At 63.1% G+C, this 24471-nt stretch carries 21 protein-coding genes and 2 tRNA genes; 12 read left to right on the plus strand and 11 right to left on the minus strand.

Annotation, left to right across the window (positions count from 1 at the left end; genetic code table 11):
* The first annotated feature begins 260 nt into the window (after positions 1–260).
* On the plus strand, positions 261–635 hold the full coding sequence (locus PAN31108_RS23045; protein ID WP_150671095.1) for a hypothetical protein: 375 nt from the start codon (positions 261–263) through the stop codon (positions 633–635).
* A gap of 45 nt (positions 636–680) precedes the next feature.
* Positions 681–1028, plus strand: coding sequence for a hypothetical protein (locus tag PAN31108_RS23050; RefSeq protein WP_150671096.1), 348 nt, complete (start codon positions 681–683; stop codon positions 1026–1028).
* A 31-nt stretch (positions 1029–1059) separates the two neighbouring features.
* Here the strand turns inward: PAN31108_RS23050 and PAN31108_RS23055 are convergent, their stop codons facing one another.
* Positions 1060–1971 (minus strand): ketopantoate reductase family protein, encoded by a 912-nt coding sequence (locus PAN31108_RS23055; protein WP_150671097.1) that lies wholly within the window; start codon positions 1969–1971, stop codon positions 1060–1062.
* A gap of 227 nt (positions 1972–2198) precedes the next feature.
* Here PAN31108_RS23055 and PAN31108_RS23060 point away from each other — a divergent pair, with 227 nt between their 5' ends.
* From PAN31108_RS23060 to PAN31108_RS23080, 5 genes are all read left to right on the plus strand, one after another.
* A complete protein-coding gene (locus tag PAN31108_RS23060) occupies positions 2199–2810 on the plus strand; it encodes a TetR/AcrR family transcriptional regulator (RefSeq protein ID WP_150671098.1) in 612 nt (203 codons plus the stop codon).
* Positions 2811–2824: 14 nt separating this feature from the next.
* Positions 2825–3688, plus strand: coding sequence for a MurR/RpiR family transcriptional regulator (locus PAN31108_RS23065; protein WP_150671099.1), 864 nt, complete (start codon positions 2825–2827; stop codon positions 3686–3688).
* Positions 3689–4024: 336 nt separating this feature from the next.
* Positions 4025–5485 (plus strand): MFS transporter, encoded by a 1461-nt coding sequence (locus PAN31108_RS23070; RefSeq protein ID WP_150671100.1) that lies wholly within the window; start codon positions 4025–4027, stop codon positions 5483–5485.
* Between the two features lie 42 nt (positions 5486–5527).
* Entirely contained in the window at positions 5528–6208 is a 681-nt protein-coding gene (locus PAN31108_RS23075) for an aspartate/glutamate racemase family protein (RefSeq protein ID WP_150671101.1), read from the plus strand.
* Positions 6205–7563 carry an MFS transporter gene (locus PAN31108_RS23080; protein ID WP_150671102.1) on the plus strand — a complete coding sequence of 453 codons (1359 nt, stop codon included), beginning with the start codon at positions 6205–6207 and terminating at the stop codon, positions 7561–7563. The genes PAN31108_RS23075 and PAN31108_RS23080 overlap by 4 nt, the downstream gene beginning before the upstream one ends.
* A 219-nt stretch (positions 7564–7782) precedes the next feature.
* Here PAN31108_RS23080 and yiaY read toward each other — a convergent pair whose 3' ends face one another.
* Entirely contained in the window at positions 7783–8931 is a 1149-nt protein-coding gene (gene yiaY, locus PAN31108_RS23085; RefSeq protein WP_150671103.1) for an L-threonine dehydrogenase, read from the minus strand.
* A 186-nt stretch (positions 8932–9117) separates the two neighbouring features.
* Complete coding sequence (gene exaC, locus PAN31108_RS23090) at positions 9118–10638, minus strand: acetaldehyde dehydrogenase ExaC (RefSeq protein ID WP_150671104.1); 1521 nt, start codon at positions 10636–10638, stop codon at positions 9118–9120.
* A gap of 356 nt (positions 10639–10994) precedes the next feature.
* On the opposite strand from exaC, the gene PAN31108_RS23095 reads away from it, so the two are divergent.
* The gene (locus tag PAN31108_RS23095) at positions 10995–12941 is read left to right on the plus strand and encodes a sigma-54-dependent Fis family transcriptional regulator (RefSeq protein WP_150671105.1); all 1947 of its coding nucleotides are present in this window, start codon (positions 10995–10997) and stop codon (positions 12939–12941) included.
* A gap of 63 nt (positions 12942–13004) precedes the next feature.
* Here PAN31108_RS23095 and PAN31108_RS23100 read toward each other — a convergent pair whose 3' ends face one another.
* The 5 genes from PAN31108_RS23100 to PAN31108_RS23120 form a co-directional block, all read right to left on the minus strand.
* Positions 13005–13469, minus strand: coding sequence for a CreA family protein (locus PAN31108_RS23100; RefSeq protein WP_150671106.1), 465 nt, complete (start codon positions 13467–13469; stop codon positions 13005–13007).
* A 134-nt stretch (positions 13470–13603) separates the two neighbouring features.
* On the minus strand, positions 13604–15043 hold the full coding sequence (locus PAN31108_RS23105) for a CsgG/HfaB family protein (protein WP_150671107.1): 1440 nt from the start codon (positions 15041–15043) through the stop codon (positions 13604–13606).
* A gap of 34 nt (positions 15044–15077) precedes the next feature.
* Entirely contained in the window at positions 15078–15728 is a 651-nt protein-coding gene (locus PAN31108_RS23110; protein ID WP_150671108.1) for a hypothetical protein, read from the minus strand.
* Between the two features lie 39 nt (positions 15729–15767).
* Positions 15768–16898, minus strand: a complete 1131-nt coding sequence (locus PAN31108_RS23115; RefSeq protein WP_246184107.1) for a hypothetical protein — start codon at positions 16896–16898, stop codon at positions 15768–15770.
* On the minus strand, positions 16898–18091 hold the full coding sequence (locus tag PAN31108_RS23120; RefSeq protein WP_246184108.1) for a hypothetical protein: 1194 nt from the start codon (positions 18089–18091) through the stop codon (positions 16898–16900). The genes PAN31108_RS23115 and PAN31108_RS23120 overlap by 1 nt, the downstream gene beginning before the upstream one ends.
* 309 nt (positions 18092–18400) lie before the next feature.
* Between PAN31108_RS23120 and PAN31108_RS23125 the strand changes: the two genes are divergently transcribed.
* The 3 genes from PAN31108_RS23125 to PAN31108_RS23135 all read left to right on the plus strand — a co-directional run bounded on the left by PAN31108_RS23125 (position 18401) and on the right by PAN31108_RS23135 (position 18919).
* Positions 18401–18476: transfer RNA gene (locus PAN31108_RS23125), tRNA-Ala, on the plus strand.
* A 17-nt stretch (positions 18477–18493) separates the two neighbouring features.
* Positions 18494–18569: transfer RNA gene (locus PAN31108_RS23130), tRNA-Glu, on the plus strand.
* A gap of 125 nt (positions 18570–18694) precedes the next feature.
* Complete coding sequence (locus PAN31108_RS23135) at positions 18695–18919, plus strand: hypothetical protein (RefSeq protein WP_150671110.1); 225 nt, start codon at positions 18695–18697, stop codon at positions 18917–18919.
* Between the two features lie 128 nt (positions 18920–19047).
* Here the strand turns inward: PAN31108_RS23135 and PAN31108_RS23140 are convergent, their stop codons facing one another.
* From PAN31108_RS23140 to PAN31108_RS23150, 3 genes are read right to left on the minus strand one after another with little or no spacing between them, the layout of a single operon-like run.
* Positions 19048–20187, minus strand: a complete 1140-nt coding sequence (locus PAN31108_RS23140; protein ID WP_150671111.1) for an acyltransferase family protein — start codon at positions 20185–20187, stop codon at positions 19048–19050.
* Between the two features lie 47 nt (positions 20188–20234).
* Positions 20235–21224: a DUF6492 family protein gene (locus tag PAN31108_RS23145; protein WP_150671112.1), complete on the minus strand. Its 990-nt coding sequence runs from the start codon at positions 21222–21224 to the stop codon at positions 20235–20237.
* A gap of 18 nt (positions 21225–21242) precedes the next feature.
* A complete protein-coding gene (locus PAN31108_RS23150) occupies positions 21243–23432 on the minus strand; it encodes a GumC family protein (RefSeq protein ID WP_150671113.1) in 2190 nt (729 codons plus the stop codon).
* A 205-nt stretch (positions 23433–23637) separates the two neighbouring features.
* Here PAN31108_RS23150 and PAN31108_RS23155 point away from each other — a divergent pair, with 205 nt between their 5' ends.
* Positions 23638–24357, plus strand: coding sequence for a polysaccharide biosynthesis/export family protein (locus PAN31108_RS23155; RefSeq protein ID WP_150671114.1), 720 nt, complete (start codon positions 23638–23640; stop codon positions 24355–24357).
* The last annotated feature ends 114 nt before the right edge of the window (positions 24358–24471 follow it).

A 24471-nucleotide genomic window follows, 5' to 3' on the forward strand; every position in this document is an offset into this window, starting at 1 on the left:
GCGCTAAAGATGAAGACCCCGGCCGAGGCATTCGCTTTAGCCGCTTAACCTGTGCAGGTTTTGCTAGGTCAATACACACCATTACTGTAAGTAGGTAAGGTCGACAAAACCCGGCTTAGGCCGGGTTCGCTGTTTCTTGGGCTGCTGCAGACATACCACACACCTGCAGCCCGCTTCGGGGGAACCTATCGACGCCGGTAGGCAACATCGCCGCGACGATTCAGGCACCCAATCTGACGGTGACGTCGGGCGGCCAGATCGTGAACGTGGGTAACGTGGTTGGGCAGTCGGTGTCGCTCACGGGCACGAGCTTGGTGAACGGCATCACGACGGCCAACACGTACACGCCGCAGGTGATCAGTCTGGCTCCGGCGAACGGTGGTCTTAACCTGACGATCCCGGCGAGCTTGGGCGGCGCAGGGTCGTCGATCCTGACGGGTGCCACAGGCCAGCAGAACGGGCCGAGCTACATCGTGGGCGGATTGGGTGCAACGCTCGATCCGGTATCGCCGCATGTGCTGCTGTCGAATTTGCCTGCGTCGCTGAAACCGAGCACGACGACGTTCTACTTCTCTCCCCGAAAAAAAGCCATTCAGCTGCAGCAAGCCGCCCTGACGCAGTTAAGGGGGAGGTGAAATCTGATAGCCGGGCATCACCCGAAAACGATACCGTGATGCCATATGATGAATACCGTGCTATCCGTTTTCTATCGATTCGCGCTGCGGGTCTCAATCGTTGTGTTGGTGGCCATCGTGGCCGTTTGGTCTGCGGCGGTGTATCTTCGTCATCCCGGCAAGAGCGGTTCCTGTCCGGATGTGACCGCGTCGGCATTGAGCAGTCATATCACACGCTATTTCCGCGTTGCTCGTCATGATGGCGACAAGACGTTCTCCGTACTGACCGGGACGAAGCAAGAAGTCAACCGCGACGACATGGTGTGGCTGGTGCCCATCGTCCACCGTGGTGCCGTCTTCACGGCGAATGTGGATTGCCGTGGCCGCGTGGAACTCTCCGACGGATGGCCTTGACACCTCACTCCTGCCCGCTCCTACGCACCCCTCACTCCATATAAACCTGCAACTGGCAATAAGCCGCACGCGTCATCGTCGCATCGATCCCGTGCTTCTCCGCACGTGTGACCAGATCGCCGACGATGGCGTCTGCCTCCAACCGCTTCGCGCCTGACGCGATATCGCGGGCCATCGAAGACGCCCACGTCGACTTCGGCGCAAGTAACAACGCCTCCATCTGCTTCACGGCGGCTTCCGGGATCGGATACCCCTCGGCCTGCGCAATCGCACGACCTTCCGACATGGTTCTGCGCATCAGCGCTTCGCCGTCGCGAGTCGCCATGATCTGACCGACATTGCCGCGCATCAGGCAAGTCATGATGCCGGCGCAAGACACCGCGATCCACTTACTCCACAACGCCTGCTCGATCTGCTCGCTGAGCGCACGCGTGCCCCTGGATTGGGCGAAAAGATCGTAGACATCCTGCGCCAACGGTCGCATCGCCTGAGTTCTCGCGCCGACGATGACATTGTCCCCGGACCCCTGATGCAGAATTTCACCGGACGGCAGCAACGTGGTCGCAATGTACGACACACCGCCCATCACGCGATGCCTGCCGAACGTCGCATCGAGACGCTCATACACCGACATCCCATTAAGGAATGGCAGGATGACGGTGCGCTCGCCCATCGCGGGCGCGATGGATTCGATGGCGCTGTCGAGATCGTAGGTCCTGCTCGCGAGCAGGATCAGATCGTATTCGGGCGTCACATCCCGACCCACAACCGTCGCCACCGATTGCTGCACGTCACCCAACTCGCTCCGGATCGTCAGCCCCTGCTTCGCCAGAACCTCAGCCCGTTTTTCCCGGACGAGATAAGTGACGTTCGCACCGGCCTGCGCCAGACGCGCACCGTAATAGCCACCGATAGCACCGGCGCCCAGAACAAGAATCTTCACGTTGACGCTCCTTCGAACCGTCATGAAATGAATGTGGGCGACTGCGCCACATCTGAGCGCTTGTCGGCCTCACGGTAAGTCGCCGACGGCATTTCGGGCCATCGTGGCTCGTGATATGATGGTCATCATACTATGAATTTCCGGCGCGTGTTTTCAACGTCGAACGGCCTCCATGCGGACGGCTGGACGTCTGTGAAACGTGACTACCGAATGGAGGGCTGACGTCAATGCGATACGGCGCAGATCACAAGCAGAAGTCTTACGAGCGGATTCTCGACGAGGCGTCGCAGGCGATTCGTCTGGAAGGACCGCACAAGGTCGGCGTGGCGTCCGTGATGCGTCAGGCGGGGCTCACGCACGGCGCCTTCTACGCGCACTTCTCGTCCAGGGATGCGCTGATCGAAGCCGCCATCGCATTCATGTTCGAGGGCAGTCTGTCGCGCTGGCAGCGTGTGACCGAAGGTGTCCCGCCGCAGCAGGGACTCGCGGCCTTCATCGATCACTATCTATCGGTCGAGCGCATGGACCAGCGTCCGCTGGGATGTCCGATGGCGGCGTTGGCGGCGGATGTCCCGCGCATGTCGCCTGCCGTGCAGACCGTATTCAGCGCAGGCGTGCGCACGTTGACGCAGGCGATGGCGGAAAAGCTCAAAGCAATCGATATCACGGATCCCGAGACCACCGCGCGGTCGATGATGAACGAACTTGTCGGCGCGATTTCGCTTGCGCGGTGCGAGCCGGACCGCGCGCGTTCATTGTCGATGCTTGAAGCGACGCGAACGAAAGTGAAAGCGCAGATTGGCATCGGCGCGCCGTCGCGCGACAATAGCTCGCCCTAACCACGCAAACGCTCATGGCATCTCACGTGAAGAAGTCCTTCGTCGGCCGGATTCGGGACCAACTGGATCAGCTCTCGCCTTCAGAGCGTCGTCTGGCGGAGTTCGCGCTGGATTTGCCCGGCGATCTGGCAGGCTACTCGGCGTCGGAACTGGCGGCGCTCGCGCAGGTGTCCAACGCGACCGTCACGCGCTTCGTGCGACGTCTGGGGTATACGTCGTTCGACGACGCGCGCAAGCACGTGCGATCCGAGCAACGCGCAGGGTCCCCGCTGGCAATGGCCGCGACCACGCCCGTGACGGACACGGCGACCGACGATCTCGTCGGCACACAACGTCAGCAAAGCCTCGCCAACATCGACGCCACCTACCGCCGTCTCTCGTCCACCGAAATCGAACAAATCGCCGCTGCGATTCTCGCGGCTCGCAAGGTGTGGGTCGTCGGATTCCGGTCGAGTCAACCGCTGGCGATGTATTTGCGATGGCAATTGCTGCAAATCGTGCCGAGCGCACAGGCGATCCCGGGCGCGGGCGAGACCTTGGGCGAGCATCTCGCGGGCATCGCGCCCGACGACATCGTGATCGTCTTCGCGCTGCGCCGCCGTGTGCGCCACATGCCGACGGTCGTTGCGCAACTCGCGAAAGCATGCCCCAATCTCGTCTACATCTGCGAGCGCACCGAGCATGCGACTGCCGCGAAGACGCCTGCCAAGTGGTCGCTGCAATGCGACGTGAAAGGACCGGGCGTGCTCGACAATCACACCGCGGTGATCGGCCTGTGCCACCTGATCGTCACGCAGGTGATGACCCAGGCGGGCAATCCGGGACGTCGGCATCTCGGCCTCGTGGAAGCGTTCCACGACGCGCTCGACGAAATCTGAACTCCACGCCGACGCGGGCGAATATCGAACGATTAACGGGTGAGTGCGGGTGAGTGCGGGTGAGTGCCGGCCGAAGTGCAACTCGCCGGTTCCTCCGCCTCACCTAGCCTTTACCGTCCCTCCACTTCTATTTGCTTATCGATTGGCGTGTCCGGCCAAGGATGACGCATGTCCGAACCGACGGCCCGAGGTTCGGAAGCACGTCGGGTGAAACCCTGATATGAAAAACAATTTTCAAAAACAAATAATTTGAAAAAATATTAACAAAACAGGATTCACCCGAGGGCGAGGCAAATCGGTCGCAAAGGCGCCAGTCAAGGCGCAGGGAGTTTTACGATGGGCGCAGAAGTGGTCGTATCCGCGTCGGAACCCAGGTCGCAGCAGCTCGAACGGGCGCTCGACGACATTGGGGTCACGCCGTCACACAAGAAAATCCTCGCGTTGATCCTGTTCGGAGTGTTGTTCGATGTTTTCGAGCAAAACGCGGTCGGCCTCGTAGGGCCGTTGCTGCGGGAGTACTGGGGCATCTCGGCAGCGCAAATCGGCTTTCTGAATACACTGACCTTCGGCGCGGCGGCGATCGGGCGGCTCGGCTCGGGCTATATTGCGGACCGCTACGGACGCCGCACGATGCTCAGCGTCAATCTGATGCTTTTCACGCTGGGTGCGCTGATCTGCGCACTCGCGACGAACTACAGCATGCTCGCCGCCGGACGCTTCATCGTCGGCTTCGGTCTCGGTGGTGAAATCTCGATTGCCGTCACCATGCTCGCCGAGTTCTGCTCGTCGCGCTTTCGTGGCGTGGCCGTCGGCGCGATCAACGTCGCCGGAGGCGGGCTGGGCAACATGCTCGCACCGGCTTTCGGACTGGCCGTCTTCGCGTTCTTCCCCGGGCCGGATAGCTGGCGCTGGCTGTTCGGCTGTCTGGTGCTGCCGGCCTTCTTCGTGCTGTTGTATCGCCGTTTCATCCCGGAGACGCCGCGCTTTCTGCTCTCCAAAGGCCGTGTGGAAGACGCTAACCGCGTGCTCAACATTCTGGCGTCGGGCAAGCTCGGCAAGCCCGCAGACGGTGATGCCCGGCGTTACCTGAGCGAAGCCGCAGTGGGCGCGCATCGCGCCGAGAGGGTGCGTCTGCGGGAAGTGTTCGTCGGACCGCTCGCGCGTCGCACGGTGGCTGTCGGCATCGCCGTGTGCATGACGTACGGTGCGCAGATTTCCGTCCTTACGCTGATGCCGACGATTCTCATGGCGCAGGGCTACACGCTAAGCAAGAGCTTTATGTTCACGATTGTGATGCAGTCGGGCAGCTTGCTCGGGGCGATCGCTGCGTCGTACTTCGGCTTTCGCTTTCCCCGCAAGCGCGTGTTGACGCTCGGCGCCATCGCGGCATGCGTGATCGGTCTGTGTTTCGGTTTTCTCTCGAAGTCGCCACCGCTCATTCTTGCTTTCGGTGCGGCGTTCCAGTTCTGTGTATTGTTGCTCAACACGTCCATCTGGATTTACGCGCCGGAACTTTACCCGACGCGGGTTCGCGCATTCGGCACGGCATTCATTCTGGCGCTGGGCACGCTGGCCGGCGCGGCAATGCCGCTGGTTGCCGGCCGCGTTTTCGATCAGTACGGCATTGGCGGCATGTTCGGCATGATGGCCGCAATGTATGCCGTGTTCGCCGTCGCGCTGACCTTCGCACCGGAGACGTTCGGCAAGCCGATCGATGGACCCGAAGCACCGGGCGATGCAGGCACCCCCACCGCCGGTCGTTCGTCGGCAGACGTGTCCGCGTCCGCCGCCTCCTGATATTTCCGCAGCGTTCGCTGCCCAAGACTCGCCGAGAATGTCATGACACAGATCCTGCTCATCAACCCCAACACGTCGACGGCGACGACGCGAATGATGGTCGACATTGCGCGCTCGTATCTTGCGAGCGCGGTGATGTCGCCGCCCGAGGTCGTCGGTGTGACGGCCTTGCGCGGGGCGCCGATGATCGTCGATGAGCGCGACCTGGCGGTCGCGGCCGATGCGGTGACCGACCCGGAGATCGTCGCGCTGGCGGCACAGTCGGACGGCGTGATCGTGGGGGCCTTCGGCGATCCCGGCATCGAGGCGCTGCGCGCGCGGTTGAATGTCCCCGTCGTGGGCATCGGGGCAGCGTCGGTGCGTGAGGCCGCCAGCGGCGGGCGGCGTTTCGGCATCGCCACGACGACGCCACGGCTGGCCGACTCGATCGCATCGAACGTCCGGAAACTCGGGCTCGACGCGAGCTTTGCCGGTTCGCGCTTCACGACGGGGGATCCCCTCGCGCTGGGCGACGTGCCGACGCAGTTGGAGCGCAGTCTCGCATGCGCCGTCGAAGCCTGCCTCCATGAAGACGGGGCACAGGCCGTCGTGATCGGCGGCGGACCGCTTGGTGAGGCGGCGCAGGCGTTGTGCGAGCGCTTTTCGATCCCGGTGATCGGTCCGGTGCCCGCCGCGTGCCGCGCGCTGCTTCGGTCGATGCGTTGGGGGGAGGTGTCGAAATGAATCAACCGCTACCCACACACGCTGGCGACGCAAGCCACACGTTTGCGAATCCGTCGCAGGACATGCTCGATCCGATTTACAGGAAGATCATGAGGCGGATCATCCCGTTCATTTTCGTGTTGTGGATGCTGGCGTGGATCGATCGCGTCAACGTCGGCTTCGCGAAGCTGCAAATGCAGCAGGATCTTGGCTTCAGCGAGACGGTGTACGGCATTGGCGCGGGCATCTTCTTTCTCGGATATTTCTTTCTGGAGATCCCGAGCAACTGGCTGCTGTTGCGTATCGGTGCGCGACGCACGCTCGCGCGCATCACGCTGGGCTGGGGCACCATCTGCGTGCTCATGATGTTCACGCACTCGCCGGCGTACTTCTACGTGATGCGGTTCCTGCTGGGAGCGTTCGAGGCGGGTTTTCAGCCGGGCGTGCTGCTGTATCTGACGTTCTGGTTTCCGGCGCATCGACGCGCGAAAGCATTCGCGTGGTTCATCTCGGCGTCGGCGGTGTCGTCGGTCGTGGGGGCGCCGCTGGCGGGGGTGATTCTGAACGGTATGCATGGCGTGAACGGCTGGGCGGGATGGCAATGGCTGTTCCTGCTCGAAGGCGTGCCGACAGTGCTCGCCGGACTCCTGGCGGTGTGGTTCCTGGTCGACAAGCCGGCGCAGGCAAGCTGGTTATCCGAGCAGGAAAAACGCTGGCTTCATGCCGATCTGGAAAAGGACCGCGCGAGTGCGGGCAAACGCGAGCACAACTTCATGCTGGCCGTGCGCAGCCCGCAACTGTGGCTGCTCACGGGCATCTATTTCGGCATCGTGGCCGCCAATGCGACGCTGTCATTCTTCGCGCCGACCATTGTGCGAGCGCTGGGACCAACCAATCCGCTGCATATCGGGTTGCTCGTGGGCGTGATGTACGTGTTCGGCGCGATCTTCCAGATTGCCATCGGATACCGCGCAGACAAGCGACGCGAAGCGCGCATGCATTGCGCGATCCCGGTCTTCGTGGGGGCGTGCGGACTGGCGGGCGTCGGGCTGTTCGCGGGGAGCAATGGTGTAGCGGCTTTCCTGTGCCTCGTGGTCGCCGTGTCGGGCACGATGGGCGCGATCCCGGTGTTCTGGCAGTTGCCGAATGCGTATCTCGCCGGCGGCGCTGCCGCGATGGGGGTGGCGTTCATCAACTCGGTGGCGAATCTGGCGGGGTTCGGCTCGCCCTACCTGCTGGGCATCGTCAAGGATGCGACGGGCAGTTTCAACGCCGGTCTCTGGGGCGTGGCGGCGCTCGAGGCTTTCGTCGCCGTGCTGATCTGGTGGCGGATACGCCGGCGGGCGGCACCTTCGGGCGCTCAGGCTGTTGCCTGAAAACGATAAACGGCCTTGACGAAAGGCTACGTGATGCCCGCGTAGCCTCTTTCGTATTTCAAGACGATTGCATCGGGAACCTAAGTAAAATCAGACCGCTTTCCGTAATGCCCTGTCTCGGCAGGCCGTATCGCATCGTCATGAAAAAGGTGGGACAGCAGCGCTGCCGCTGTCCCACCGATCCGCGATATGCCGATAGCGCAGTGATGTCGCACTATCTCAAAACGCCCGCAGGAAAATCGCTTCGATTTCCGCCTGCTCTGCGCGACGCGGGTTCGTCAATCCACATGCATCCTGCATGGCGTTGGCCGCCAGCGTCGGCACGTCGGCTTCCTTCGCGCCCAACTCGGCCAGCCCCGACGGAATACCGATGTCCTTCGACAAGCGACGGATCGCGGCAATTGCCGCCCTTGCACCTTCCTCGTCGCTCAATCCCTCGACCTTTTCGCCCATCGCCTGCGCGATATCTTTCAGACGCCCGGCGCTCGTGCTCACGTTGAATTCCTCCACGTGCGGCAGCAACACGGCATTACACACGCCGTGCGGCAGGTCGTAGAACCCGCCAAGCTGGTGCGCCATCGCGTGCACATATCCCAACGACGCGTTGTTGAACGCCATGCCGGCCAGAAACTGCGCGTACGCCATGTTCTCGCGCGCCGTCATGTCGTCGCCGTGCGATACCGCACGACGCAGGTTCTGCGAGATCAGCGTTACCGCCTTGAGCGCGCACGCATCGGTGATCGGTGTGGCCGCCGTGGAGACATAGGCTTCGGTCGCGTGCGTGAGCGCGTCCATCCCGGTGGCCGCCGTCAGGCCCTTCGGCATGGCCGCCATCAACGCCGGATCGTTGACCGACAACAGCGGCGTGACGTTACGGTCGACAATGGCCATCTTCACATGACGCTTCTCGTCCGTGATGATGCAAAAGCGTGTCATCTCGCTCGCGGTGCCTGCCGTCGTGTTGATGGCGACGAGCGGCAGTTGCGGTTTCTTCGACCGGTCGACGCCTTCGTAGTCGGCGATATGGCCGCCATTGGTCGCGCACAGCGCGATACCTTTGGCGCAGTCGTGCGGCGAACCGCCGCCGAGCGAAATCACGAAGTCGCACTGGTTCTGCTTGAGGATCGCCAGACCCGCTTCGACGTTGGCGACCGTCGGGTTCGGCTTCGCCCCGTCGAACAATACCGACTGGATGTCCTGCCGCGTGAGCAGCTTCGCAACCTTCTCGGCGACGCCCGCTTTGGCGAGACCGGCATCGGTCACGATCAGCGCGCGTCGGAATTGGTATTGGCGCAGCGCGGCAATCGCTTCGTCGAGGCTGCCGACGCCCATCATGTTGACGGCGGGAATGAAAAATGTCGTGCTCATCGACATGCTCCTTATCTGTTCTGTGAGGGGCACACCGCGTGCGCGAAAGGGCGCTCAACAGGGGGGGCGCGGTGTCCGGAATCATCACTCGCATGCTTCAAAGACAGCATCGCACTCGTCGTGCGATGCGTCTTTGATCTGCTGCAAAGTCAGGCGGAACTAGAGGCACTACTCGGGATGCGCGGCTCAGAAAAAGCCGAGCGGATTGACGTCGTAGCTCACGAGCAGATTCTTCGTCTGCTGGTAGTGGTCGAGCATCATCTTGTGCGTTTCGCGGCCGATGCCCGACTTCTTGTAACCGCCGAATGCGGCGTGCGCCGGATAGAGGTGGTAGCAGTTGGTCCAGACGCGTCCCGCCTGAATGCCGCGCCCCATTCGATACGCGCGATTGATGTCGCGTGTCCAGACCCCCGCGCCCAGCCCGAACTCGGTGTCGTTGGCGATGGCGAGCGCCTCGGCTTCGTCCTTGAACGTCGTCACCCCCACCACGGGTCCGAAAATTTCCTCCTGGAACACGCGCATGCGATTCTCGCCCTTGAGCAACGTCGGCTGAATGTAGAAGCCGCCGGCCAATCGGCCGTCCAGCATCTCGATGCCACCGCCCGCGAGCACCTGCGCGCCTTCTTTGCGTGCGAGATCGAGATAGGTGAGGATCTTGTCGAACTGTTGCTGCGACGCCTGCGCACCGACCGCCGTCTCGGTGTCGAGCGGATCGCCGCGCCTGATGCGTTCGACACGCTTCATCACCACTTCCATGAATGGCTCGTAAATCGATTCCTGTACGAGCGCTCGCGACGGGCAGGTGCAGACCTCGCCTTGATTGAGGAAGCCCAGCACGAGGCCTTCCGCGGCCTTTTCGACGAACTCCGGCTCTCCGCGCATGATGTCGTCGAAGAAGAGGTTGGGCGACTTGCCGCCCAGTTCGACGGTGCTCGGGATCAGGTTGGCGGCGGCGCGCGTCAGGATGTGATTGCCGACCGGGGTCGAGCCCGTGAACGCGATTTTGGCGATGCGTTTGCTCGTCGCGAGCGCTTCGCCGGCTTCCTTGCCGAAACCCTGAACGATGTTGAGGACTCCGGGCGGCAACAGATCGCCGACCAGTTCGGCGAAAAGCGTGATCGTGAGCGGCGTCTGCTCGGCGGGCTTGAGCACCACGCAGTTGCCGGCGGCGAGCGCCGGCGCGAGCTTCCAGGCGGCCATCAGCAAAGGGAAGTTCCACGGGATGATCTGACCGACGACGCCCAGCGGCTCGTGAAAGTGATACGCGGTGGTATGCTCGTCGATCTCTGCGGCGGTACCCTCCTGCGCGCGGAGGCAGCCGGCGAAGTAGCGGAAGTGATCGATGGCAAGCGGCAGGTCGGCGGCGAGCGTCTCGCGCACGGGCTTGCCGTTGTCCCAAGTCTCCGCCACCGCGAAGCGCTCCAGTTGCGATTCGAGGCGATCGGCGATCTGCAACAGAATGCGCGAGCGTGCTTGTACGGATGTTTTTCCCCACCTGGGCGCTGCGGCATGCGCGGCGTCGAGGGCCAGTTCGATGTCCGCGCCGTTGGAGCGCGGGAATTCGCCGATGTCCGCGCCGGTCACGGGCGAGGTGTTGACGAAGTAACGCCCTTCCACCGGCGCGACGAATTTGCCGCCGATGAAGTTCTCGTAACGAGGTTGCAGGGTCAGCAGGGCACCGGGTGTGCCGGGTGGCGCGTATCGCATGTCGTGTCTCCGGATATCGTTGTGTCGGCAGCCGGTCGTTTGCCGGCCACACGCGAGGCACCAAGCAAGTCGCGGGCCAGCCGGGCCCGATTTCGCATCGGCGCGCTGTCATGGCGCATTCATGGGGCTTTCGTGAGGGCGTCGTAACACGTGTTGCGGTGCGGCATGTGCCGAATCCGTGACACGTCTGTCTCGCGCGATGACACCGCCTGTATCGTGAACGTGACAATGCCGGGCGCCGTCAATCGCTTCTCGTGTTCCGATTGACATCGCGCATTGCAAACCCACCCGGCATGGGGGATGCTTCCGGGAGAACGACAAGATCCTCAGATCATCCGGCACGGGGGAGACGACCAATGCCACCATCTACCGAGTCCGCACACGCGCGCCGTGTGCTGCGCGTCTTGCAGGGCCAGCCGCCGGCGGGCGGCGCTGCGACGGATCCGAACATCGCCAGTTCGTGGCGTCGCTGTCTGGATACGCATGCGCTCGACCCGGGCGCACGCATGGCGCCGCGCGTGCTCGAATCCTCGCAACTGCGCGAGCGACGCAGCGCGTTGGCGTGTCTGCGCAGCGTCTCGATGCCGGTGCTGGAGCGTTTGCAGCGACAGTTGATGAACCCGCGTCAGGCGGTGTTGCTGACGGCGCCCGACGGCGTGATCGTCGACTCGCGTCTGCACGACGGCACCCGCGACGATTTTCATCGGGCCGGGTTATGGCCGGGGGCAGACTGGAGCGAGTCGAGTGAAGGCACGAACGGCATCGGGACCTGTGCGGTCGAACGCGCGCCCGTCATCATCTGTCAGCAGGATCACTTTCGCGCGCTTCACACGCCGCTTACCTGCACGGCAAGCCCGGTGTTCGCGCCGCAGGGCGATCTGCTCGCGGTGATCGACGTGTCGTGCACCACGGCAGACGTCACGCGTCAGAGCCAGTTTCACACGCTCGCTCTGGTCAATCTCTCGGCGAAGGTCGTGGAGAGCGAGTATTTCTTTCAGCACTATCGTGACGAGTGGCTGTTGCAATTGCAGGAGCAACCCGATCATCTCGGCGGATTCGCGCAGGCGCTGCTCGCATTCGACGATGCAGGCCACGTGCTCGCCGCCAATCAGAGCGCATTGAACTGTCTGGGCGCGACACGCGAGGAGATCGTCGGCACGCGCATCGACCGCTGGTTCGCGCAGACGCTCGACACGTTGCTGGCACAAGCGCACCCCGCGCCGAGCGCCTGCTGGCCGATTCGCACCCATGCGGGGGCGCCGTTGCTGGCGATGTTGCGTGCGCCGGCACGCGCGGCGCGTCGCGGCGGCCCTTCCGGCGGGCCGGGCATGCCGGGCGCCGGGCGCCATGCGCTCGCACAGGTGACGGCCGATCCGTTTGCCGATCCCGCGTTGGCGCGCGCATTCTCCCGCGCCTGCCGGGTGTTTTCGCATGACGTTCCCGTGCTGATTCGCGGCGAGACGGGCAGCGGCAAGGAAGTGTTCGCACGTGCCGTGCATGCGGCGAGCGCTCGCTCGGATGGCCCCTTCGTCGCGCTCAATTGCGCGGCCATCCCGGAGTCGCTGATCGAGAGCGAGTTGTTCGGTTACGTGGGTGGAAGCTTCACCGGGGCCCGCAAAGAGGGGATGAACGGCAAGCTGTGGCAGGCGAACGGCGGCACGTTGTTCCTCGACGAGATCGGCGACATGCCGTTCGCGATGCAGACACGGTTGCTGCGCGTGCTGGAAGATCGAATGGTGTCGCCGCTGGGCGGCGGCGAAGCGGTGCCGCTCGACATCCGCGTGCTCAGCGCCACGCACCGCGATCTGGCCGAGCGCATTGCCGAGCGACAATTCCGCGAGGATCTCTTCTATCGTCTGAGCGGACTCGAAGTCACGGTGCCGCCGCTGCGCGAACGGGAAGACAAGCTCGACCTGATCCGGCGTCTGTTGGCGCAGGCCGGCGCGAACGATCAGCATGGCGCGATTCATCTGACGGAGGACGCGCAGGATGGCCTGTGCCGCTATGCGTGGCCGGGCAATGTGCGTCAGATGCGCAGCGTGATCCGCACGTTGGCGGCGCTCAGCGAGAACGGTGTCGTCACGCTCGACGATCTGCCCGACGAAGTGCGCAACGCCGCGACGTCGGACGCTGCGCCGCCGGACGACCCTGCGGAAGCCCCGCTGGAGGCCGCGGAGCGTCAGGCGTTGCGCGCCGCGCTCGACGCCTGTCAGGGGCAGGTGAGCGCTGCGGCCCGACGCCTTGGCGTGAGCCGCAACACGTTGTACCGCAAGCTTCGGCGCTTCGGCTTGCTGCGTGGCTGACGGTCGTCGCGTAGGCTGCGCTCGGGCTCCCTCGGCTCTCTCGGCTCTCTCGGCTCAACCGGATCACTTCACCGGAATCGGCGTTGCCCGGTCCACGGGAACGGCGGTCACGCTGTTCTGCGGCGAGCCGTCGATGAGTTTGTCGGAGTAGGTGAGATAGACGAGCGTATTGCGCGCCTTGTCGACCATGCGCACGATGCGCAGCTTCTTGAAAAGCGGCGACAGGCCCTCCGAGAAGACTTCCTCTTCTTTGGGCAGCGGTTTCGAAAACGAGATCGGACCGACGGGGCGGCAGGCAATCGAAGCTTCCGCCTTGTCTTCGGCGAGACCGACCATGCCCTTGAGCCCGCCGGTCTTGGCGCGCGAGACGTAGCACGTTACGCCTTGCACCTTCGGGTCGTCGTAGGCGTCGACGACGATCTTGTGGTCCGGTCCGAGAAACTTGAATGCGGTGCTGACGTCGCCGATCTTCTCGGCATGCGCCCAACCTGCGGCGAGCATCAGCGCCAGCGCGACTACTGTCTTCATGAGAATGTCCCGTCGAAGGCGTAAGCGGCGACCATCGCCGAGCACGCCCGCTGCGGATTCTACTCGCCTCATATGACCCATGCGACCGGCAGTCGCGCGCCGTCACCCCGATGCGAGGCGACGGCTTTCGCGATTTACCACTTGTCGTCCTGCGCAGGCGCCGCCTGTGCGCCGGCGGACGACGGGCGCGTCTTCTCTGTCTGAGCGACCTTCGCCCCCGTTGCTGCGCCCGAGGGGGCCGCCTGAGGGTTCGCTTGCTGCGCCGCCTGAGCGGGGCGACCGGCGACTTCGCCGCGCACCTGAAGCCCGGCGATGGGCAAGGTGTCGAGGTTCAGGCCCGGGCGAACATTGTCGAGGTGCCCATACGACAGGTTTTGCGTCACGCGTTCCACGACCAGTTCGCAGCACGGGTTCTCGGTGCGTCCGAGGCTTTGTCCCGTCTGCGGATCCTTGAACTCGTTGCCCATCGCGACGACCGCATAGCGATTGCCTTCACGTAAGGCCTGCCCGCCCTGACTGACGACCACATTGGTTCCGTCGCGCGCGAGCACCGTGATCGGGAACGTCGATTGCAGGATCGCGCTCACGATGGCCTTGCTCGCCTGATCGGTCATCTCGGTGAGAATGCGCTGACTGTCGACACCGTTGCTCAGCGTGGTCGGCGCCGTCGACGGCATCGCGTTGCTCAGCGACCCGGCCGCAGTGACCTGACGTGTCGCGACATTCACCATCTTCTGGGAGAGTGCCCAGCCGCCCGAGTAGCTCACCAACTGACGATCGCTCGTGCGCAACTGCCGTGCGAGTCGCGTGTAGTTGAAGGCGCTCACGCGAGCGCTCCACACCAGATCGGCGCTCGCGGCTTGAGAGAGCTTCGTGAGTTCCGCGCTCGGGGCCTGACCGGATGCGATGATATCGAGTTCATGTTCGATCTCCGGGCTCATCTCGCGATCGAGCACGGCGAAGCGACCCGTTTGCACCAGCGCGTCGCTCACGCGTTGACGCAGCACTGCCGCGACTTCGCTCGACGGCACCGTGACGTCGCCCATCGGCAGACGGTCCTGCGCGAACACCACCGGTCCGATCACGACTTTGAGCTTCTGCATGTCGGCAGACGGCTTGAATTTGGCGATATCGGCTTCGATGGTCGCCTTGAAGCGCTTGTCGATGACCCCCGGTGCGTCGAGGCTCAACACGCGCAGGTGCTGAATGACACCGCCCGAGCGTTGCTCAACGATATCCGCAAAAGCGTTCGCGCGCAGCGACGCCGAGTCCTGATTCAGGCTGACATCGAGGCCATACTTCGCCACGACCGATTGTGCCTGCACGACTGCGCCGTTGACTTGCAGCAGCGCGAGTTTCATCGCTTCGAGCGTGGCTTCGCCGGCGGTGTCGCCAAAGCCGACCGCCGTCACCTTCTCGGTCTCGACTTTGCCGACATCGGGCACAGGGGCCGCAGCGGATGCCGATGCTGCGCTCGGCGCAGCGGTCGTTTGCGGGGTGTCGGCCGACTTCTCGGAGCAGCCGGCAATAAAAAAGAGGGCCGCGAGGGCCCCCGTGAGCGAGTTACGCATCATGTTGTTGTGATGGGATGTGTCGGTTTGCCAGCGCTTACAGGGCGGCCAGTGCCTTCGTGGCGTCCGACGGCACTTCGATGCCGTTGCTGCGGGCGAAGTCGACGGCGTTCTTGAGCGCCTTGCCGGCTTCCGTGACCGAACCCGGGAAGTTCGACAGCACATAAGTCGCGCCACCGAGCGACGTCAGCGCCATCGGCGATGCGCTCTTCATGTTGTTGCCCATCGACGTGACGTCGTTGCGCATGCCGGCGTAGTGCACCATGCCGAGCGCCAGATGCCCGAGGCCCTGCGCAAAGGTCTTCTTCGAGGCATCGTCGAGCACCGGCTTTTCCTTGAGCTTCGCTGCGATCGCGCCGCTGGTGTCGCCCACCGCGTTCACGGCCTTCGATGCGGAATCCTTGTCCTGCGTCGAGCCCGACGACAGTTGCGCTACCACGGCGGCTGCTTGCTCGGCTTGCGTCTTCAGACCCAGCGCTTCGCCCATCTTGGCGTTGGCGTTGAGCACGTCGACGTTGGCGGCGACGTAGTTCTTCACCAGTGCGGCTTGCTGGCCGCTCAGATCGACCGAGCTGTCGGACTTGCTGCCGCCGCCGACCAGGCTGGTCAACCCGCCGAGCTGCGCGTACGAGACGCCCGAAACGCCAACGAGAGCCGCCGCAACGGCGCAAGCGATGATCTTCTTCATGAACTTCTTCTCCACGTAAGGGATGGTTGAATACGACAATTAGCGCAAGCTGAGATTGGTGATCTGGCTGGTCAGCTCGCGTGAGGCGTTGTTCGCCGCCAGGCGCAGCGCGTTGGTGCGGGCTTCTTCTTCGGTCGGGCCGGTGCCGGCGTACTGCACGGGGCCGACGGACGCGACGGTGTCGGGAATGGTCTGACCGATGTCGAGCAGCTTCGCGTTGACGGTCACGGCCACGCGCATCAGGCCCGAATTCGGATCGCGATCCGCGAGGCCGACGTCGAGCGTGCCCAGCGCGATGTAGGCCATCTTCGCCACGCGCATGCCCGAGACCATCGAGGCGAGCGTCGCGGGTTTCAGATCCATGCCGCTCTTGTAGTCGTTCTCGACGTTGGCGACTTTGAACTGGCCGCCGGTGTAGGGTTCGACGAGAGCGGCTTCGTTGACCTTGAAACCGGCTTTGGCGAACGTCGATGTGAAGACTTGCGACAGGTTGGCGCTCGGAATCAGACGGAAGGTCGTGTCGGTGGCGCGGCGCGTCGTGCTGCCCCCGGTCTCGACCGAGGCCGTGCTGTGCACCGACGCACCGACCTTCGTGTTCGTCGACGCGTTGGTGCCGATCTGATTGCCGCGAATGTTCTCGCCTTCGACACCTTGCTCGGAAGCGTTAACTTGCGCGTTCACATCGACCTTGCGATCGACGCGTTTGTACACGCGATCGTCATATGCACGCGAGGTGCCGACTTCGCGCGACACGAAGATGAAAGCGAGCGGGGAGCGCGCTGCCGGGCCGCCCTTGACGACCGCCGAGTTCGACTTCACGGCGTTGCGCAGATTCGCCACGTTCAGCGAGACGCGCACGGCCACCGTGTACTGCTTCTTGTCGGCGTTCTCGTCTTCCGCGAGGATCGTGGAGTCGAGGATGTAGCGATCCGGCTCGGCGAGGATCTTCTGGCGAATCGCATCGAAGTTCTCCGACTCGGCTTCGCCGGCCTCGGCGTAGTAAAACTCCACGGCCTTCATTTGCGCCGCGGACAGGGCGCGCGCCTTATCGTCGCGCGAAATCGACCAGCCCTCGTAGGTCACGGTCGCCTTGCCGCGCGCCTGCTGCACCTGCGCCACGGCGCTCGACGCGAACAGTGCCGCAGCGAACAGCAAAATCAGTGTCTTCATCACTTGCATAGCTTCATCAATCCCATCGTCTTGTCGATTTGCGACGAAATGTCCGATGCCGAAGCCGCGGACTTCACCCATGACGTGTCCTTGCCCGCGACCGACTCGGCGAGCTTCACGAACAGGCCGTTGACGGCGTCGTAGTAGGCGGGGAAGTCGTCCACCCACGTTTGCGACGCCGGTACCGGTTTCACTTCGCCGTTCTTGAGCGACGTGTTGAGGTAGGTTGCACCGGTCAGCGGCTCGCGAATGGCGACGTCCGCATAGCTGCCGTAGATGTAAGCGGTGCCGACCGCGTTCTCGCTGTACTTGATCTTCTTGAAGTTCTTGAGCGAGACGTCGATCTCGTAATCGGGTTGCGGCAGCTTCAGGTTGTAGATCGTGCCGTCCATGATCTGCATGGACATGACGTTGCCGATCGCGTATCCCTTCGAGTACGGCACGACCGGCACGCCGACGCGCGTGGAGATGGCTTCGCTCACCATGTCCGCCACCCAGGTTTGCGCGGCGGCAGGCGTCGCCTTCAGATAGTCGGGCAGCACGGCGGCGGCTTCGGGCGTGACGTCCACGTGCGTGACTTGCAGGTAACGCGGGGCCTGATCGGGCAGTTGTGCCTCGGCGAGGGACGCGGCGAAGCGCGTGTACAGACCTGGCTTGCCGTTGGCGCCGTCGAAGACCATGCGCACGCGATCGAGCACTTCGGCGCGCGTGGGCTCATGGTCGAGGTTGTCGACATAGCCGAAGCTGACCGGATACGAGCGCAGCACCGTCATCGACTTGAAATCGAAGAACAGCACCTGAGCGCGTAGCAAAACGAACAGTTTGCGAATGGCCCCGAAGCGTTCGACGGAGACGGTCTCGGCGTTGATGACCAGCGAGACCACGAGCGCCTGATCGCGACCCTTGAGTTGATCGATGGGACCGGTGGTCAGTTTGAAATGTTGCGGGGGATTCTGATTCGCCGCCGCGAGCAGACGCTTGTACGGCGAGTCGCCCGTTGCCTTCAGACCGGCCTCGTAAGCGCGTGAATAAGGGAATCGTTTGTCGATGCTGGCGGCGTCGCCGCCGTAGGCAGCCCCCGCAAAGGTCACGGTCTTGTCCGTGGTCTGGGCCTGAACCTGTCCCGCAGACGTCATCGAAAATGCCATCGAAATAGCGACGGCAAGACGGAAGAGATACCCGCCGGCTTTCATATTGTTATGCTCCCCACCGTTCCCCGTATTGCGCCCGCAACGCCGGACGCGAGATCGCGGAATACTGGATGACTAACGTTTTTCCGTCAATCGATTGCATAGCGATCCTATCTAATTTGATAGGTATTTCTCCATTCGAATGGACGGGAGACGTCGGTGTGTTGAATGCGAATCAACGCGGCTCGGAGAATGTCTTGTTTCTGGCGGTTCAGAGGGGCGTCTGCCGGGGATGTCCGCCCGCCGATGTCGCGGTGGGGCCGGGGAGTTGCGGGCTTTGGTGAAATGCGCTATAGTCACGCCTCTTCGCGCGGGGGTATAGCTCAGCTGGGAGAGTGCTTGCATGGCATGCAAGAGGTCAGCGGTTCGATCCCGCTTACCTCCACCAAACGAATGACGATTTTTGTCCCCTTCGTCTAGAGGCCTAGGACATCACCCTTTCACGGTGAGTACAGGGGTTCGAATCCCCTAGGGGACGCCATCCAACGGCAGCGGTGTGATCAACGACACATCGAAGCCGGCCGGCGTCAGATTCGGCAACGTACGACAAAGCATGAAAAAAGCCGGATGTCTTCCCGACATCCGGCTTTTTGCTATGGAGCGCCAATGAGCAAACCCGCCCTTACCCTCAAGTTCAAGTGCACCAGGTGCGCCAAACCCGTCACGCTGTACTTGCAAAAGACCACCGCCTGCTCGCATATCACGCCTTATCAGGGCTGGTGCAAGTGCGGCCAGTTGATGCGTCATGCGACGGGCGACAAGGACGCCGTTGCGTCGTTCGTCGATTCGATGGATCCGCTCTGGTCGCATCACCATCACCACCACCATTGAGCCACGCGGGTGAGCGCCGCACACCGGGCCCCGGGCGGGACGCGACACTCGATTTGATCGATTCGCTTCGACTTGGCCTTATACATCTGACTCACGTCCGACTCGCCCGGCTGCCCTGAGTTGGCCGATCAGCCGGCTTTCGCGCGTCCGCCCATCCACGCGAGACGCTGCCGAAGGTACGCCTGCGCCGGCGCTTCCCACACGCGGAAGACGACCCGGGCGAGCGAGAACACCACAATCAGATACGCCGCCAGAAACCACGGGCTCGTTGCCGCTGTCGCGCTGGACATGCCCAGCCGTTGCAGCACGATCACCGTCGTGAGTTGCAGCGGGAAGTGGGTGAGATAGCTGGCGTAGGTGGTATTGCCGAGATCGGCGATGGGCACCGCCAGCCGCTCGGGAATCCACGGCTCGATGGCATGCAGCAACACGATCGAGACCGGTGCGATCACGGTCGCCGCCAGGTACTTCGTGCCGCCGAAGACCGCGCACACCGCGAACAATCCCGCATACGCCGCGCAGCACAGCAGCACCGTCGTGCGGCGGTGCGACTCGATCGCGTCGCGCCACCGTTCGTAGAACAGATGTACCGCGCCGCCCATGAAGAAGTAGAAGGCGCAGAACACGATGTTCGATTCGCTGCCCTTGATGTGCTGATGGATCAGCAGGCCGCCGGCCGCTGCCGACAGACACATGATCAGCAGCGTCCACACCAGTCCGATGCGCAAATACCGCGCGAGCAGGAAGAACGCAACGTAGATCACGATTTCCGTCGACACGCTCCATACCGGTCCGTTGAACGAATCGGTGTAGGGCGTGAGCCAGCCGGACGCGAAGATCACGTTGACGAAAAAGTCGTACGGCGTGTTGTACGGATAGACGAAGAACGCCGCGTTGTGGCGCACGTAATACGCCTGCAACAATGCCACGGCGATCAGCGTGACGATATGCAACGGATACAGCCGTGAGAAGCGATTCAGGAAGAACAGACCGCCGCAGACCTTGCGCGCCACGATCTTCGACAGATAGCGATTGAAGAAGATGAAGCCCGAGATCGTCCAGAAGACATTGACCCCGAGCCAGCCGAAATCGTAGAACGGTTGCAGCAGCCCGTAGAGCGGTTGCGCGGCGCGCACGACGTCGATGGAGGCCGTGTCGGCCCGGAAGAAGAAATGCTGGTAATGCCAGATGAGCACTGCGAATGCGCTGAAAAATCGCAGAATCTCGATGCCGACCATGCGGCCTTTGGCGCTGCCCGTACTGCCCATCGAATCGGGTCCTGTTGGTTCGGTTGTGCGGCGCGTTGCACGCGGCTTTACTTGATGCCCGCGCCGTTGCCCAGCAGCTTCTTCATCGTCTTGAGCCCCTTGCGCACGAGCGCCGAATACAACTCCGCGCCCTTGAGCGCCGGATCGACGTGCCGCTCATACGGCTGGATCTCGATCGGGAAGTACGGAGACAGCTTCGCCACGACCTGATCGAGCGGAATCTTCGTGTTGCTCTGGACCACGGCGAAGAGCCCGTCGCTCTGCGGTGCGAAGTAGTGCGCGGCGTCCCACTCCTGCATTTTGTCGGCGAACCACACGCTTTCGTCGGCATGCAGCGTGCGTTGCGGCGGCACCGCCTGCGTATGGTACTTGTCGAGCAGCCCGGCGCGCTCGGCGTTGAGCCAGTACAGCGTGTATTCCGTCCAGTCGATGGCGTAGTTCGCGAGCAGCACGCGCTTCCACTCGGTGCCGTTCACGGCTTCGAGCCGCTCCTGCAACGACAGGCACAGCGAGCGCGACAGCGTCGCGGGCGTCCACCATACCCCGTCACGGTCCAGATGCGGATCGACGTCGAGCAGCTTGGCCGACGCTTCCCAGTAATACGGCTCGACGCTGCGCCCTTTGAGGTGCGTGATTGCCCGGCCGTCCACGATCAGCGAGTGGTAATCGAAAGCGTGCGTGGCGAAGCAATCCGGATCGAAGATCAGGAAATACTCGGTCTCGATCCACTCCGGGGCGTTGATCTTGATGATCTGCTGGCGATGCCAGTTACGAATCTGGTGCCGCTGCGAGAACTCGTTGAACGCGCCCATGTACAGCGATTCGTCGATCACTTCGATGGGGAAGTCGGCCCATGCCTTGGCGTAGCCGCGCACTTGTTCGACCTCGTCATGCGGCACGATGATCACGAAGCGGTGAAACAGGTCCGGTGTCGTGAAGTGGCGCAACGAGGAAAACAGAATGTCACAACGCCCGATGTTGTCGGCGTAGTGCCTTCCTCGGGTCTTGATCGGCAGGATCGCGCTGATTTGTTGCATGATGGTCTGAACCGACGGCTAGAAGAACCGGTAGATGAAGCTCGGAATGTATCCGCGACGATGCGTGAGCGCTACGCCGATCAGTCGTCCGCCCGCGTCTTCGACTTGGGCCTTGAGGCCGGCGATGACCGGCTTGCGCGTCGCTTCGGCGCGCACCACGAGCACCGTGGCGTCGGCCAGCGACGCGTTCTCGATGCCGCTAAACGACTGGCTCGACGGCGGGGCGTGCACGACGATGTAGTCGTGCGATTCGCGCAACGCGTCGAACAGACGCGTGACCTGCTGCCACGACGACGGGATCGTACCGCTGCGCGGGTGCGCCACGACGATGTTGTGACGCTCGACCCGCATGAACGTGAGGTCGGCGAGGACTTGAGACGTCCCGGATTCGCCGGAGACGGTTTCCTCGGCGCTCGTCGAGCCGCTTCCTCCTCCTCCTCCTCCGTTCGACGGCCATTCCAGCAGCCCCTGCGCGTTCGGCTTGCCATAGATCGGCGAGTCCGGCGTCGAGGCGATATCCAGGATCAGAATCGGTTTGCCCGAGCGGTGCTCCAACTCGCTCGTCAGCCCCTGAATGACGGAGGACTGCCCGTCGTTCCTGCCCGTCGACAAGACCATGACGACCTTGGCGTGCGCATCGGTGCTGCTGTTGATCGCGGCGATCATCCGACCGTAAGCCAGATGGGCGGGGCGTGCATAGGCCGGCTCGGCGCCCGCCGCTCCCCCGGCGCCTGCCGTCGCCGCCGCACCGCGCCGGTCGCCGCCCAGCAGCACGGGGGCGTTCACCACCGGCAACAGCAGGGCACGCTCGACTTGCTCGGGGCTCAGGAAGGTCTCGCGCAGGCTCGACAGGATCAGCACCGTCAACGCGGAGAGTAGCAAGCCGGCTGCAATCGACGCGGCGATCAGCAGGCTGGCCGACACGCTGCGTTGCGACGGCGGGAAGGGCGCCTGAATCACACGCACGTTGGTGCCGTTGATCTGGCTGACCTGACCCTGCTGCACGCGGGCGAGTTCGACCTGACGCGAGCGCTCTTTGAAGCTGTCGGCCAGAATGTCGCGCCGCGCCTGCAACTGGCTCAACTGGCTCGAAACATCGCTCATGCCTTGGAGTTTGTTGCGCGTTTCCTTGATCTGCGCGTCGAGTTCGGCCTGCTGCGCAAGGCCGCCGGCAATGCTCGCGTTAAGCACCGCAAGACGCTCCTGCACCACGTCGTAGTAACTGTTATGACCGAGACGCGTTGCGGTCATCATCTCCTGACGCTGCTTCGCGATGTTCGCGCGCATGTCGGCGATCTGCTTGTCGAGTTGCACGACGAACGGGGAGGTCGCCATGTAGCGCGACGCGAAGTCCGCACGCTTGTTCTCGAGTTCGCTCAGCGAGCCTTGCAGGGCGTTGATCGCGCGACTGGTCTCGGAGTCGTCGGTATAGATCGGAATCGTCGAGCGTACGTCCTTCGTCGAAGCTTGCAGCGACTTCAGTTCGCTGCGGTCTTGCGCGAGCTTGGCATCGGTCTCCAGCTTGCGCTGCACGAGTTGCGATTCGAGCAGCACGGCACGCGACGTCTGATCGTCGATCTTCACGATGCCGTGCTTCTTCTGGAACGCTAGCAGATCCGCGTCGGCCTTGTCGAGTTGCTTGCCGACGTCGTCGCGCTGACTGACCAGCAGATTCACGCGACCGGACGTGAAGATCGATGCGCGCTGACGGAAATATTTGTCGAGCAGACGCGCGAGGGCATCGGCTGCCGCCTTCGGATCGGTATCCGAATACGTGAGCGTGATGGTGTTCGCGAGGTCGTTTTGCTCAATGTGCAGACGCTTCTCGAAATTCTGCAATTCGCGGTCGATGTCGCTCGCCGTGGCGCTGGGGCCGAGTTTCGACAGGATGACGTCGCGATGCAGTTCCGGGCTCGACAGAATCTGCGCTTCCACACCGTTGAGCTGTCCCGGCGGCGGTTGCAGCGACACGCCGCCGTTCGGATTGTTCGTCTGATCGTAGTAGCCCGCGTTGAGCACCAGCAGCGTGGCCTGTGCGCGATACGGAATCGGCACGAACAGCGCGACGAGCACGCCCAGCGCCACGATGGCGAGGAACACCGTCGTGGCGATCTTGCGGTAGTAGAAAAGGGTGTTGAGATAGTCGCGGATCGTCACGTCGACGACCGCGGCGTGCCGGTCAGGCCTTGTTCTGGTCGTAATTGCCATAGCGATGCAAGAAGCGGAAAGGTTGCCCGGCCACGATTGATGGTTTCAAGGCGCATATCTTACGCAAGAAAGTCCCCGGAAAGTCCCCCTGAATCCGCGATTATCCTAAATCCGACGCCGATTTATCGTGCTTGGCGAGACGACGGAAGTGCACTAGAGTACGGTCCAAACCGTGTAACCACCCCGGCCTCGTGCCATCTGTCCCATGAACATGCTCCGCCCGGCCTGCGTACTGGCGCTGATGACGCTGACGGCCTGCACCCACACCTGGGTCGACACCAAATACCAGCAATCCGACCGCTTCGCGACATGGGTCGATTCGACGACGCCCGCACCGTATCGACTGTTGCCCGGCGACGACATCTCCGTCGTGCTGCCGTTCAACATCGAGCTCAACTACAAGGGCCGCGTTGCGCCTGACGGCACGGTCGCCATGCCGTTCGCCGGCAACCTCCCGGCGGCCGGCCAGACGCTCGCGCAGTTCGGTGAAACGGTCAACCGCGCCCTCGCGGCCAACCACATGACCGCGAACGCGATGGCCATGGTCGCGGTGACGCAGACCGCCGCGCACGTGTTCGTCGGCGGCGAAGTCGGCAAGCCCGGCGAACTCGCGCTCACGCCCGGCATGAGCGTGATGCAGGCGATCATCACCGCGCAGGGCCTGCTCGACACCGCACGTACCGGCGAAATCGTGCTGATTCGCCGCAGCCCGGATGGTCGTCCGATGCTGCGCACGGTCGACGTCAAGGCGCTCACGCAACAAGGCGATCCCGCGCAGGACATCGTGCTGCAATCGAACGACACTATCTTCGTGCCGAAGTCGTCGATTGCCGAAGTGGATCTGTGGGTCGACCAGTACATCAACAAGGCATTGCCGTTCAACAAGAACGTCAACTACGACATCAACGGCGCGCGCAGCTTCTGATCGCTCGACGCCGGGTGTGGCGAGCCACTCGCGACACCCGGCGCCGTCCCCGGGATCGCACCACCGCCCGAACCGATTCGCTCAAGTCTAACCACCGAATTCAACCGCTTCGTG

The sequence above is a fragment of the Pandoraea anhela genome (assembly GCF_902459655.1).
Taxonomy (GTDB): domain Bacteria; phylum Pseudomonadota; class Gammaproteobacteria; order Burkholderiales; family Burkholderiaceae; genus Pandoraea; species Pandoraea anhela.

Coding starts and splice junctions, on each gene's coding strand:
- PAN31108_RS23050 (WP_150671096.1), top strand. CDS start 681: ATGATGAATACCGTGCTATCCGTTTTCTATCGATTCGCGCTGCGGGTC.
- PAN31108_RS23060 (WP_150671098.1), top strand. CDS start 2,199: ATGCGATACGGCGCAGATCACAAGCAGAAGTCTTACGAGCGGATTCTC.
- PAN31108_RS23065 (WP_150671099.1), top strand. CDS start 2,825: ATGGCATCTCACGTGAAGAAGTCCTTCGTCGGCCGGATTCGGGACCAA.
- PAN31108_RS23070 (WP_150671100.1), top strand. CDS start 4,025: ATGGGCGCAGAAGTGGTCGTATCCGCGTCGGAACCCAGGTCGCAGCAG.
- PAN31108_RS23075 (WP_150671101.1), top strand. CDS start 5,528: ATGACACAGATCCTGCTCATCAACCCCAACACGTCGACGGCGACGACG.
- PAN31108_RS23080 (WP_150671102.1), top strand. CDS start 6,205: ATGAATCAACCGCTACCCACACACGCTGGCGACGCAAGCCACACGTTT.
- yiaY (WP_150671103.1), bottom strand. CDS start 8,931: ATGAGCACGACATTTTTCATTCCCGCCGTCAACATGATGGGCGTCGGC.
- exaC (WP_150671104.1), bottom strand. CDS start 10,638: ATGCGATACGCGCCACCCGGCACACCCGGTGCCCTGCTGACCCTGCAA.
- PAN31108_RS23095 (WP_150671105.1), top strand. CDS start 10,995: ATGCCACCATCTACCGAGTCCGCACACGCGCGCCGTGTGCTGCGCGTC.
- PAN31108_RS23100 (WP_150671106.1), bottom strand. CDS start 13,469: ATGAAGACAGTAGTCGCGCTGGCGCTGATGCTCGCCGCAGGTTGGGCG.
- PAN31108_RS23105 (WP_150671107.1), bottom strand. CDS start 15,043: ATGATGCGTAACTCGCTCACGGGGGCCCTCGCGGCCCTCTTTTTTATT.
- PAN31108_RS23110 (WP_150671108.1), bottom strand. CDS start 15,728: ATGAAGAAGATCATCGCTTGCGCCGTTGCGGCGGCTCTCGTTGGCGTT.
- PAN31108_RS23115 (WP_246184107.1), bottom strand. CDS start 16,898: ATGAAGACACTGATTTTGCTGTTCGCTGCGGCACTGTTCGCGTCGAGC.
- PAN31108_RS23120 (WP_246184108.1), bottom strand. CDS start 18,091: ATGAAAGCCGGCGGGTATCTCTTCCGTCTTGCCGTCGCTATTTCGATG.
- PAN31108_RS23135 (WP_150671110.1), top strand. CDS start 18,695: ATGAGCAAACCCGCCCTTACCCTCAAGTTCAAGTGCACCAGGTGCGCC.
- PAN31108_RS23140 (WP_150671111.1), bottom strand. CDS start 20,187: ATGGGCAGTACGGGCAGCGCCAAAGGCCGCATGGTCGGCATCGAGATT.
- PAN31108_RS23145 (WP_150671112.1), bottom strand. CDS start 21,224: ATGCAACAAATCAGCGCGATCCTGCCGATCAAGACCCGAGGAAGGCAC.
- PAN31108_RS23150 (WP_150671113.1), bottom strand. CDS start 23,432: ATGGCAATTACGACCAGAACAAGGCCTGACCGGCACGCCGCGGTCGTC.
- PAN31108_RS23155 (WP_150671114.1), top strand. CDS start 23,638: ATGAACATGCTCCGCCCGGCCTGCGTACTGGCGCTGATGACGCTGACG.